This is a genomic window from Marinilabilia salmonicolor JCM 21150 (genome assembly GCF_000259075.1).
Lineage (GTDB): Bacteria > Bacteroidota > Bacteroidia > Bacteroidales > Marinilabiliaceae > Marinilabilia > Marinilabilia salmonicolor.
Map to the genome: position 1 here is coordinate 26,019 of NZ_AJKI01000007.1, position 12,390 is coordinate 38,408.

Consider the following 12,390-nt stretch of genomic DNA (forward strand, 5'->3'; position numbering starts at 1 on the left):
ATACACTTCTGATTAATAAAAATGCCGGTTTTTGCCGGCATTTTTTTGATAAAAAAATAACAACTCTACCATTTTTGCTTTATCGTCCTTGTTTTTCTACCATGACACAACATCTTCCAATAAAGCAAACAGATGGTAAAATTGTTATTTAATATGATTTTTTAAGTGGTCGGATTTTATTCTTTATTGAACCTATTCATGGCCGAGTTCCAACTGTTTTTCAAGTCATCAAAAGCTTTCTCGGCACCGGATTTTAACTCTTCCCAGGCATCATCCGAGGCATTTTTTATTTCGGCCAGACGTTCTTTTAACTGGTCTCTTTTCCCCTGAAGTTGAGCCAATTCGTCCTGGTATTTAATTCTCATATCAGCCTCGCTCTGTTTGGCTTTTGCATCCAGTTTGTCGATGTCGGCCTGTAATTCTTTAATTTGGGCTTCAAACTTTTCAATATAAGCGTCCTTGTTTTTCATGACTTTTAGGTTTTTGAAGTTTATTAATACAACAACAAATTGAGGCATATTGTTTGATTGGTTTGTTCTGTGGGAAAAATTCTTTAAACCCCTCAAAATTTTCTATTTTTAGGGCCTTAAATAATGAATCAAATGCCAAGACATTATATATTTTCTCTTCAACTTGTTTTTTTATTGCTTACTGGTGGGGTGGCCGGAGCTCAGGAAATTACCTCTGGATGGGATTACCATTTTCCGCTGGAGATAAAGCCAAAAGTGAGTGGTAGTTTTGGGGAAATCAGAAGCAACCATTTTCATTCGGGGTTGGATTTAGCAACGCAAGGGAAGACCGGATTGCCTGTTTTTGCAGCGGAAACAGGGTATGTTTCCAGAATTGCTGTTTCTGCAGGAGGATTTGGAAAAGCTCTTTATATCGATCATCCTTCAGGATACACCACTGTTTATGCTCATTTAGAATCATTTTCTCCGGTTTTGGATTCTTTAGTTCTTGCTCTGCAATATCAGGAAGAATCTTTTGAAATCAATAAATATCTGAAACCCGGAGATTTCATGGTTGAAAGAGGAGAAGTGATTGCTTACTCAGGAAATTCCGGAAGCTCCGGGGGGCCTCACCTGCATTTTGAAGTGCGCATTACAGAGGGACAGAAACCCATTGATCCATTGGCATTTTCAACTCCGGTAAAAGATGATGTACGGCCGCATATTACAGGAATTAAGCTTTATCCGCTAAGTGCCGGTGCTACCATTAACGGACAGAAGCAGCCGGTATATTATCCGGCCGTGTTTTATGACGGAGCTTTTCATCTGAAGCACAATCCGGATATTAGAGCTACCGGAACCATAGGAGTGGGGATTGATGTACTCGATTATTACACCGGTTCGTGGCGTAAATGTGGTGTTCACAGCATCGGACTAAAAGTAAATGAGGAACCTGTTTTTTCCAGTGTAATGGATGGTTTTTTCTTTCATGATACTCGTTTCGTGAACAGTCATATTGATTATTCCGATAAAATGATTTCCGGACGCACGATTCAGAAAAGCTTTGTGGATCCGTACAACCATATTAATTTATACGAGTTTAATGCACAACGAGGGAAAATAGTTGTTGAGCCCGGTAGTGATTTTCAGTTTGATTATCTGGTAAAAGATATTTCAGGGAACGGTTCTTCACTTTGTTTTTCTGTGGAGGGGGATCGTTTTCTGGCTTCAGGACCGGTGGCAGATCAGGTCGGAATTTTTATTGATGCCGATGCTCCTTATTTTTATGAAGAATCCGGGCATAAGGTGTCTATGGAAAAAGGAACCTTTTATGAGGATATTAGCGGATTTGTCGGTGTAAGGGAATCATTTATTTCGGAGTCGGGAACCGTTTTTTCGATTTTTGATAAAACCATACCTGTTCATAATGGTTTTGAAATAAGGTTTCCTTTACCGGATTCGACAGAAACAAACGGATTGTGCGGGGCCGTTTTGGATGGAAATCTGATGCCACAGTTTGCCGGTGGTAAAGCAGATGGCTCAGAATTTGTAATAAACAGCAGACTTTGTGGCGATTTTCTTTTGGTCCGAGATAGCGTGGCTCCTTTGTTGTATCTGAAGAATCCTCCGGTACAAAATAAGTATTCCAACCGGGAAAAGATGGTTGTTCGTATGGAAGATGACTTTTCAGGAATTGCACAGTTTGCAGGGTATATTAACGACCAATGGGTACTTTTTGAGTATGATGCAAAAAATAATCAGCTGACTTGTTTTTTTGATAAAGTCCCATTCCTGGTAAAAGGAAATCATAGTTTAAGAATAGAAGTTGCCGATAATGCTGGTAATGTAGAATTGCTGGAAACCAATTTCAGGTATTAATACTTATGCGGAAAATTATATACATATTTTTGGTAATGACGGCTTTGGGCGGGGGAGGTGCGAAAGCACAAATTGATACCGACCGCATGACCATTATTGGTCGGAATGCCCTCTATTTTGAGGATTACATCCTTGCCATTCAGTACTTTAATCAAATAATTAAAGCCAAGCCTTACCTGTCTGAACCTTATTATTACCGCGCAGTGGGAAAATATCACCTGGAAGATTTCCCTGGAGCATTGGAAGATTGTGACAGAGCACTTGAAATAAACCCCTACATGATTGATGCATACAATTTGCGCGGAATTGTGCATCAGAAGCTCGAAAATCCCAAAGCTTCCATTGATGATTATAAACAGGGGCTTGATGTGGATCCGCTGAATATGAATCTGATGATTAATCTGGGTATAGCTTATATTCAGACCAAAGATTTTGAGAAGGCTACACAAGTGTATTCGGAGATTTTAGACGAGTCACCCAATATGGTCACTGCATACCTGAACCGTGGACTGGCAAGATTCTCAGCCAATGACACTGTTGGAGCACTGCAGGATTTTTCTCAGGCTGTGGAGCGTAATCCATATATCCCGGATGGTTTTGTGAACCGGTCGATGGTTTATTATCATCAGGGGGAATTTGAAAAAGCCCTTAAAGATGTGGATGCTGCTGTTCTATTACGCCCTGAAGAAGCTTCGCTTTATATGAATCGTGGAATTATCAGGTATCAGCTGGATAGTTTGCGTGGAACGATGGCGGATTTCAATAAGTTTGTTGAACTGGATCCCCGCAATGCCATGGGGTACAACAACCGCGGTATTCTCAGGGCTGAAATCGGAGATCTTGACGGAGCCATCAATGATTTCTCCCGGGTTTTGGCGCTCAGGGGCGAGGATTTGCCTACTCTTTATTATCGGGGAATGCTTTATCAGGAAAAGGGTGATTTTCGCAAGGCTTTGTCCGATTACAATATTGTAGCCGATGCTTATCCTGATTTTTCGCCTGTGTATTACAATCGTGCAGAGGTTCGTATGGCATTGGGACAGGAAGAAGCTGCCCGGTTGGATTATAACACTGCCATGAAGTTGGAGATGGATCGAAGAGAAAATATAGGGAAGGAGGAGGAGCAACTGGCGTCAGGAAAAACAACCAAAGAGGAAACCTCCGAAAAAGGCAAACGAAAAGAGACGCGCGGAGAAAACGACCGCAATATCAGAAATTATGATAAAATGGCTGTGTTGGACGATTTTGGAACCGATCAGCCCGAAGAACTCACAGGTTCTTCCTTAAGAGGAAAGATTCAGAATCGTAACATAATGGTGGACCTTCAGGGACCTTACGGATTAACGTTTTTCCCGGGGGATACTCTGGTTCACAGAGTACGTTATTTTGAAAGGGATGTGGAAGAACTGGCGGAGAATTTCCATTCCGGACGATCTGTAGAAATAGCCAATGTTACAGGTGAAATAAGTCGGGAGGCATCAGCCATATTTTTTGAGAATATTGCCCGTCTAAGCGCACGATTGGAAAATACAGAAGATATTGAAGGCAGAGTGAACCTTTTGATGGAGCGTGGAATGCATTATCTGGCTGTTCAGAATCTGAATAATGCCATCGAAGATTTCAGCAGCGCTGTGTCACTGGACAGTACTTGTTATCTGGCTTTTTTCCAGAGGGCGTTTGCCCGGTATAAGATGGTTGAAACCGTGAAATCCTTTGAATCAGAAGAGGCACCATCTGTGGAAGAACTTAGGCTGTCAGGTTCCGGAGATGCATTGGGGGCTTCAGGCGGGGCGGACAAGTCTTCTATACTTGACTACAACCTAATTATCGACGACCTGAACAAAGTCATTGAACTGGCGCCTGAATTTGAGTTTGCATGGTTCAACAGAGCATTTATGAAAAGTCTTTTGCGCGATTTTGAGGCTTCGGTGGAGGATTACTCCAAAGCAATAGCGCTCAATCCTGACTTTGCCGAAGCATACTTCAACCGGGGTTTGAACAGGATTTACCTCGAAGAAACAACCAAAGGTACCATGGATTTGAGTAAGGCCGGTGAATTGGGTGTTTTTGAAGCTTACAGCATTATTAAACGGTATGGCGCATTTGAAACAGAAAAGGAATTAGAAGAGGAGGCCGCGTATGAGTAGTGAATTACCCGAAAATATGGATCTTGACAATGCGGAATTTCGTAATGCACTTCAGTTAATTCAATACACCAACTCTTCAGTGTTTTTAACGGGGCGTGCCGGAACGGGTAAATCTACATTTTTGAAATACATCTGTGAAAATACACATAAAAAACACATTGTGGTGGCACCCACAGGTATTGCAGCCATCAATGCCGGTGGGGTAACTATGCACTCCTTTTTCAAAATCCCGTTCAGGCCCATATTGCCTGATGACCCTGATCTGTCAACCAAAGATGGCCGGATTTTCGATTTTCTGAAGTACAATAAAGAGAAAATAAAACTTATCCGTGAAACAGATTTGTTGATTATTGACGAGGTCTCCATGGTTCGGGTAGATGTGTTGGATTTCATTGATCAGGTTTTGCGGGTATATACCAAAAATAAAACGCTGCCTTTCGGCGGGAAACAAATTCTGATGGTGGGGGATGCTTTCCAGCTGGAGCCGGTGGTGCGCTCGGATGACTGGAAAATTCTCAGTCGGTTTTACAAGTCTCCTTTTTTCTTTTCCGCCAGAGTCTTTTCCCGTATCCCGTTGGTTCAAATTGAATTAACCAAGGTGTATCGGCAAAATGACAAGGCTTTTGTTCAAATGTTGGATAAAATACGGGTAAATGCGGCGGCTCCAACTGATATTTCCAACATTAATGAACGTCTTGACCGCTCTTTTGAGCCTCCTGTTAGTGAATTGTTTATAACACTTGCCACACGTCGGGATACCGTTAATTATATCAATGATAAGAAACTGGATGAGTTGGACGGTGATGCTGAGACTTTTACAGGCCAAATACAGGGCGAGTTTTCCGAATCCAGTCTTCCTACACTGAAAGAACTGGTATTGAAGGAAAATGCTCAGGTGATGTTTGTGAAGAATGATCCCCAAAAACGCTGGTATAACGGAACACTTGGTCTGGTGGATGAGATTAGTGAAGACGGAATTTACGTGCGAACAGAGGATGATCAGACGCATTTGATAACCCGGGAAAAATGGCTTAATCTGCGGTATCGCTACGACGAGGAAAATAACCGGATTATTGAAGAGGAAATTGGTTCTTTTACGCAATTTCCGCTGCGGCTGGCCTGGGCCATTACGGTCCATAAAAGTCAGGGACTTACATTTGACAAGGTGGTTATTGACTTCAGCGGTGGGGCATTTGCCGGAGGACAACTCTATGTTGCACTGAGCCGCTGCAGATCGCTGGAAGGTATTGTGCTTAAAACTCCTGTTACCTCGCGTGATGTCATCGTCAACCCTCAGGTGACGCAGTTTGCCCGATCGGCTAATGATCAGCGGCTGATTCAGGAAGAACTGAATAAAGCGAAGGCTGACGGGGCTTACATCTCGGCGTTAAAAAGTTTTCGACAGGGAAACTGGCAAGAATCGGTGAAATATTTGGCAGAAGCGGTTAAATATCGGAAAGATGATTTGGAAAGCCCAGTTATTCAGCGTTTTATGGCAAGTGAAATGGTTTTTGCCACCAGATTAAAAAAGAAAATTGATGATTTGGAAGAAGAGTTGGCCTTGCAACAGAAGAATGTGGAGGAATTTGCTCGTGAGTACTTCCTGATGGCCAACGAGTGTGAGGTGAAATTCAAGGATAAAAGGAGTGCTCTGGCTAACCTGAATAAAGCTTTGAGCCTGAATCCCAGGTTTATTGATGCTCTGATCCGTCGTGGAAATATTCTGACGCAAACCGGTGACCTTGAAAATGCAGAAAGAGATTTTACGTCGGTACTCCAATTGCATCAACGTAATTTCGAGGCCCTACTTGGCAGGGGGAAGGCCCGTTTTCAGCTCCGCCATTTTTCGGGTGCTTATCAGGATTTTTTGGAGGCTTCCAATTTGCAGCAGTCCGATCCGGAAGTATATAAAAATCTGGGGGATGTTTGTGCCCGCCTGGGGGAAATGGATAAAGCTCAAACCTATTGGAATATGGCTGCCAGTCTGGATGATGATGATTATTCTGGTTAAGACTCTGGAGTTTTAAATACCGGAATGACAAGATTGAAACGGATAGAGAGAAGCCTGATGGCGATAATAATGCCGACGGTCAACAGCTCGTTGAGTGTGGATGGAAGATTGAGCCAGTTGAAAAACAAATAAAATAAAGCTCCTGTAATACAAGCGGTGGCATATATTTCCTTGTGAAATATTAACGGAAGGTCATTGGTCAGGGTGTCTCTGATTACTCCGCCGACGACTGCCGAAGTCATGCCCATAATAACGGCTACTGCAGGATTTACCCCAAGATTCAACGCTTTTTCCAGACCAATAATGGTGAATACACCTATTCCGATGGTGTCAAATAGGAATAAGGTTCGGCGCATTCGTGCAACAAACTTTTTGAAAACAAGGGTGATGGCAAATCCGCTGAAAATGGCAATCAGATAACCATAGCCCTGAAGCCAGGTAACAGGGGTGACACCAAGCAACAAATCCCTGATTGTTCCGCCTCCGATAGCGGTCACTACTCCTATGAACATAGCGCCAAATAAATCAAGCCGCTTTGTGCCTGCAGTTAAGACTCCACTGATTGCAAATACCATGGTTCCTATGTAATCGAGCCAGATTATGATGTCTATTTCCATTTCCTTTCGCGATTGTAACGGTTGTATTGGTTTCCGATTTTGGCCCGCAAAATTAATCAAAAACTCGGTCGGGGAAACAGGTTTCGTTTTTTTCTTCTAATTTTTCTAAAAGATGACTTTCAGCCTATTAACAACTTTTAAAGAACTTTTTCTTTAAATGAGATATATGGACATATAAAAATGTATATGTTTTTATACTTTTGTCTGCAAATTAATCAGAAGCTATGCAGAACAAGTATGTAATCATTGGCGGAGTGGCTGGCGGAGCCACCACTGCCGCACGTTTGAGGCGAATTGACGAGAAGGCCGAAATTATTATGCTCGAAAAAGGGGAGCATATTTCTTATGCCAACTGCGGATTGCCTTACTATATTGGCGGGGTTATTAAAGAGCGTGAGAAACTGTTGGTTCAGACACCTGAAAGTTTTGGTGGCCGTTTCAATATTGATGTGAGAATTTTTTCAGAAGTAACGAATATTGATTCAGAAAATCAGACAGTTAGTGTACGTGATTTGAAAAGCGGAAAAGAATATTCGGAGCCTTACGATAAGCTGGTTCTTTCGCCGGGTGCTCAACCGGTGAAACCCCCCATTCCCGGCATCGATCATAAAAATATTTTTACACTCCGGAATGTGGACGATACCGACCGCATAAAGGCTTTTGTGGATGATGAGAAGCCTCGTTCTGCAATTGTCGTAGGAGCCGGTTTTATTGGCCTGGAGATGGCCGAAAACCTTCATCACCGGGGTATAAACGTAACGGTGGTGGAAGCTGCTCCTCAGGTGATGAATATGATGGACCCGGAAATTGCTGCTCTTTTGCATCAGCATTTCAAGGAGAAAGAAGTAGGACTTTATCTGCAGGATGCCGTGCAGGAATTTCAGGACAATGGAAATGAACTCACCGTCAGGCTGGCCTGTGGTAACCGGCTGAAGGCTGATTTTGTGGTTTTGTCCATAGGTGTGAAACCGGATACCTCTCTTGCCCGGAAGGCAGCCCTTAAACTTGGACAACGCGGAGGTATTCTGGTGGATGATTATCTGCAAACTTCGCATGAAAATATATATGCGGTAGGTGATGCCATTGAATTTCCGCATCCCCTTACCGGTCAGTCGTCCCTCGCATTTCTGGCAGGTCCGGCTAACAAGCAGGGACGTATTCTTGCCGACAATATGGTTTACGGACATCAAAGAAAATACCGGGGATCTATAGGTACAGCCATTGCAAAGGTTTTTGACCTGACTGCCGGAACTACCGGTTTGAGCGATAAAGCCCTGGCGCAGGCCGGTATTCCACATCAATCAACCATTGTAAATGCAGGAAGTCATGCCGGTTATTACCCGGGTTCCACAAATATGGTGCTTAAACTGACTTTTAACCCTGAAAACGGTAAAGTATTGGGTGCTCAGATTGTGGGGTATGGTGGTGTGGATAAGCGCATCGACATTATTGCAGCAGTCATTAAAGAGAATGGTGATATTTATGATCTTCAGGAAATAGAACATGCTTATGCGCCGCCTTTTAGTTCGGCCAAAGACCCTGTGAGTCAGGCAGGATACAATGCAGAGAATATCATGAAGGGACTGTTTCTGCCGTTGTCTCCATACAAATTTCATGAATGGTCGCATTCCGACAGTTGCCTCATCGATGTTCGTACTCCTGATGAATATAGTCTGAATGCCATTGAGGGATCGGTGAACATAGAACTTGATCAGTTGCGTGACCGTCTGGATGAAATTCCCCGTGACAAAAATCTTTACATCTTTTGTGGGGTGGGATTGCGCGGATATGTTGCCACCCGGATTCTTAAACAACACGGGTTTGAAAAAGTATATAACCTCTCCGGGGGATTGAAGGTATATCAGTCGGCCATGGAAGAGCAGAACAATCCACTGAAATTTAATGTTTCGGAGGAAGCGAAACCGACCAATGATGAGGAAAAGGTACATTTGCCGTTGATAAAAGCTGATACGCTTCAGGTGGATGCTTGTGGACTGCAATGCCCTGGTCCTGTTTTAAAGCTGAAGGAAGAGATGGCCAAAATTGAACCGGACCAGGAGATGCAGGTTAAAGCTACCGATCCGGGCTTTTATAATGATGTGGCATCGTGGTGTAAAGTCACCGGTCACACGCTTGTGGGCCGCTCCAAAAAAGGAGCTGAAATAACAGCGGTGATCCGTAAGAAAAACGAAAAATCGTCAGCAATGAACGGGATGGAGCAGATGTCCGAAGGTATCAGAACCATTGACAAAGGAGACAATAAGACTATTATTGTTTTTAGCGATGATCTGGACCGCGCGCTCGCTTCTTTTGTTATCGCAAATGGTGCAGCTTCCATGGGCAAAAAAGTTACGATGTTCTTTACTTTCTGGGGACTTAATGTGATTAAAAAGCAGGATAAGCCCAGAACCCGCAAGGGGATGATGGATCGTATGTTTGGACTGATGATGCCCGGCCACGCCGGAAAATTACCTTTGTCAAACATGAATATGGGCGGAATTGGTCGCAGCATGATGAAACAACGCATGAAAAGCAAAAATGTGGATGCGCTGGAGGTAATGATTGATAATGCCGTTCGTTCTGAGGTGCAGATGATTGCCTGCCAGATGAGTATGGATGTAATGGGCGTTCACAGTGGAGAATTGATTGATGGTGTTCGCATTGGGGGAGTCGCCAACTACCTGGAAGAGGCGGAATCATCCAACCTTAACTTGTTTATCTGATTAAAGGTCTTCTGATTAACAACAAAAAAGGCCGTCCCTTTCAGGACGGCCTTTTTTATTCGAAATGTGCGGATTTCAATCTGCCGTCTGTCTTATTTATAAGGTAGTCCTCCCAAAAGCGAGGCTTTTCCCTTTTAACGGAATACATAATGTGGTTGCTTTTTTAAAAGGCCGAAGGTCTTTAAGCAACAGCCTGGGGCGTTGCCCTGGGCTATTGCTCTCAGGCCTTCAGCCTGTTTACACTTTACCAGTTTTATGTATAAGGTAGATCAAATTTTCTACCAAATTGATGCTCTTTTTTCGGGAGCCAGGTACATGGCGTCGTCAGCTTCAATATTAAAAGCTTCAACAAATGGCTGCATATTTGGTAAAGGACCATTTACACGCCATTTACCGAGTGAGTGAACGTCTTCTTTGGTACGACGCAATATCTCTTCGTCCCGGATGTTTTGTGCCCATACACGGGCATAAGCCAGGAAGAAACGCTGATCATCGGTGAAGCCATCCAGTTTTCCGGGTTCTTCTTTTCCTTCCAGACTCATTTTGTAGGCCTGATAGGCAATGTTTAAACCGCCCAGATCGGCGATGTTTTCTCCCAGGGTTAGTTCTCCGTCTGCTTTGATGGTATCCAGCACAGCAAAATTGTCATAACGGTCAATCAAAACCTGCGCTCGCTTTTCAAAATTGCCTGCATCAGCAGGTTGCCACCAGTCGTTCATGTTTCCGTCTTTATCATACTGACGGCCTTTATCGTCGAATCCATGTGTCATCTCATGGCCGATAACCATGCCAATAGCACCATAATTCACGGCGTCATCACCATAAGGATAGAAGAAAGGAGGCTGAAGAATTGCGGCAGGAAAAACAATTTCATTGGCCAGCGGACTATAGTAAGCATTTACTGTTTGAGGAGTCATGTGCCACTCATCTTCATCCACCGGTTTCCCGATTTTGTTGAGGTCGAAGATGAAATCAAAACGATTGGAACGTATCACATTTTCTGCGTAATTCTTTTTTGATACTTCCAGACCACTGTAATCGCGCCATTTATCAGGATATCCGATTTTTACTTTAATGGCGTCCAGTTTATTGTGCGCTTCTTTTTTGGTTTGGTCGCTCATCCATTCCAGCTGGTCAATGCGGCGGGCAAATGATTTTTTCAGGTTGCCGGTCAATTCCAGCATCCGTTCCTTGGCTTCCGGCGGGAAATATTTTTCAACATAAAGCTGACCCACTGCTTCTCCCAAAGCACCGCTGGTGGTATTTAAAACACGTTTCCAACGTGGTTCCATGCTTGGTTGTCCCGACAGGGTTCGGCCGTACATCTCAAAGTTGGCTTCCACAAAGTCCTGTGTCAGATAAGGGGCCATACTTCTCATGGCTACAGCAGTGAAATAGTCCTGCCACATTTCCGGGCTTACCTCATTGATCATTTTTGCAACTTCGGCCATAAATTTCGGCTGTCCTACATTAATTTTTCCAGGCTTGGGAAGTCCTGCTTCACTGAAATAAAGGGTCCAGTCAAATCCAGCGGCCATTTTTGGAAGTTCCTCAAGAGTGGTCGGATTGTAAGTGGTTTGAGGATCCCTGTTTTCCAGTCGTGTATTGGAGGCTTTTGCCATCCGGGTTTCCAGCTCTATTATGTTTGAGGTCTTTTGACTGGCAGTTTCCTCTGTTTCTCCCTTCAGCACAAAAAGAGTCGTCAGGTATTGTTGGTAGGCATCCCTGAGTTTTTTGCCGCGCTCACTCTCATCGAAGTAGTAATCCCGGTCGGGAAGTCCCAGTCCGCCCTGATAAAAATTGGCAATAACCATGTCACTGTTTTTCCGGTCGGGAGAACTGTAGAGATAAAAGAATGGGTAAATCTGTTGCTGATGCAGTGCAGCCGCCACTTTTACCAATGTTTCGGGGTTATTGATGGTGCCAATGAGTGCAAAAATATCGGAAAGTGGCTCCAGACCAGCTTTTTCTATGGCAAGAGTATCCATTCCGGAAGCAAAAAAATCACCGATTTGCTGAGCTACACTTCCTGTTTCAGCCTCGGTTTGAGCAGCTTCCTCAATGATTGTTTTTACTTTTTCGCGGTTTTCTTCTGCCAGCATATCGAAAGCACCAAATCGGCTTTTGTCGTCAGGTAGGGGATGGTTTTCGATCCATCCTCCGTTGGCGTAGAGATAGAAGTTTTCACCCGGTGTCAAGGTGGTATCCATGTTCTCCGGAGAGAACACGGCCCGCTCATCTTTTGCGGGCGCCTTGTCGCTGCCGGTACAGGCAGGAATTACCATAAGCCCTGCAGCTGCAAACATTAACGGTTTTAATAGATTCATTTGATGTTCATTTATGATTAATATTTGATACGGTTTTTTGTGCTTTTTCTATGTTGAGAAATTTCTCAAAAACTTTGATATTCAAAACTTATGAATAAACCAGTCCTCTTAAAAGCGAGGTTTTTCCCTTTTAAAGGATTACATAATGTTGTTGTGTTTAAGCATTAGCCTGGGCCAGCGTCCCGGGCCGTTGCTCTCAGGCTTTCAGCTTGTTGTACCTAACCTGTTTTATGTAATA

At 43.6% G+C, this 12,390-nt stretch carries 7 protein-coding genes; 4 read left to right on the forward strand and 3 right to left on the reverse strand.

From position 1 onward, the window contains the following. Window positions 1–176: 176 nt before the first annotated feature. Entirely contained in the window at window positions 177–470 is a 294-nt protein-coding gene (locus W7W_RS0105270) for a sll1863 family stress response protein (RefSeq protein ID WP_010662779.1), read from the reverse strand. 132 nt (window positions 471–602) lie between these two features. Between W7W_RS0105270 and W7W_RS0105275 the strand changes: the two genes are divergently transcribed. Genes W7W_RS0105275 through W7W_RS0105285 form a run of 3 tightly spaced genes read left to right on the forward strand, consistent with a single transcriptional unit; the run spans window position 603 to window position 6,485 of the window. Beyond that, entirely contained in the window at window positions 603–2,327 is a 1,725-nt protein-coding gene (locus tag W7W_RS0105275; protein ID WP_010662780.1) for a M23 family metallopeptidase, read from the forward strand. Between the two features lie 5 nt (window positions 2,328–2,332). After that, entirely contained in the window at window positions 2,333–4,474 is a 2,142-nt protein-coding gene (locus W7W_RS0105280) for a tetratricopeptide repeat protein (protein ID WP_010662781.1), read from the forward strand. Then, window positions 4,467–6,485 (forward strand): AAA family ATPase, encoded by a 2,019-nt coding sequence (locus W7W_RS0105285; protein ID WP_010662782.1) that lies wholly within the window; start codon window positions 4,467–4,469, stop codon window positions 6,483–6,485. Before W7W_RS0105280 ends, W7W_RS0105285 begins: the two co-directional genes overlap by 8 nt. On the opposite strand, the gene W7W_RS0105290 is transcribed toward W7W_RS0105285, so the two are convergent. Next, a complete protein-coding gene (locus tag W7W_RS0105290; protein ID WP_010662783.1) occupies window positions 6,482–7,102 on the reverse strand; it encodes a trimeric intracellular cation channel family protein in 621 nt (206 codons plus the stop codon). The genes W7W_RS0105285 and W7W_RS0105290 overlap by 4 nt on opposite strands. 224 nt (window positions 7,103–7,326) lie before the next feature. On the opposite strand from W7W_RS0105290, the gene W7W_RS0105295 reads away from it, so the two are divergent. Next, on the forward strand, window positions 7,327–9,825 hold the full coding sequence (locus W7W_RS0105295) for an FAD-dependent oxidoreductase (protein ID WP_010662784.1): 2,499 nt from the start codon (window positions 7,327–7,329) through the stop codon (window positions 9,823–9,825). 278 nt (window positions 9,826–10,103) lie between these two features. Here W7W_RS0105295 and W7W_RS0105300 read toward each other — a convergent pair whose 3' ends face one another. Then, window positions 10,104–12,152: a M13 family metallopeptidase gene (locus W7W_RS0105300; RefSeq protein ID WP_025007065.1), complete on the reverse strand. Its 2,049-nt coding sequence runs from the start codon at window positions 12,150–12,152 to the stop codon at window positions 10,104–10,106. Between the last annotated feature and the right edge of the window lie 238 nt (window positions 12,153–12,390).

Coding starts and splice junctions, on each gene's coding strand:
- W7W_RS0105275 (WP_010662780.1), top strand. CDS start 603: ATGCCAAGACATTATATATTTTCTCTTCAACTTGTTTTTTTATTGCTT.
- W7W_RS0105285 (WP_010662782.1), top strand. CDS start 4,467: ATGAGTAGTGAATTACCCGAAAATATGGATCTTGACAATGCGGAATTT.
- W7W_RS0105300 (WP_025007065.1), bottom strand. CDS start 12,152: ATGAATCTATTAAAACCGTTAATGTTTGCAGCTGCAGGGCTTATGGTA.
- W7W_RS0105270 (WP_010662779.1), bottom strand. CDS start 470: ATGAAAAACAAGGACGCTTATATTGAAAAGTTTGAAGCCCAAATTAAA.
- W7W_RS0105280 (WP_010662781.1), top strand. CDS start 2,333: ATGCGGAAAATTATATACATATTTTTGGTAATGACGGCTTTGGGCGGG.
- W7W_RS0105295 (WP_010662784.1), top strand. CDS start 7,327: ATGCAGAACAAGTATGTAATCATTGGCGGAGTGGCTGGCGGAGCCACC.
- W7W_RS0105290 (WP_010662783.1), bottom strand. CDS start 7,102: ATGGAAATAGACATCATAATCTGGCTCGATTACATAGGAACCATGGTA.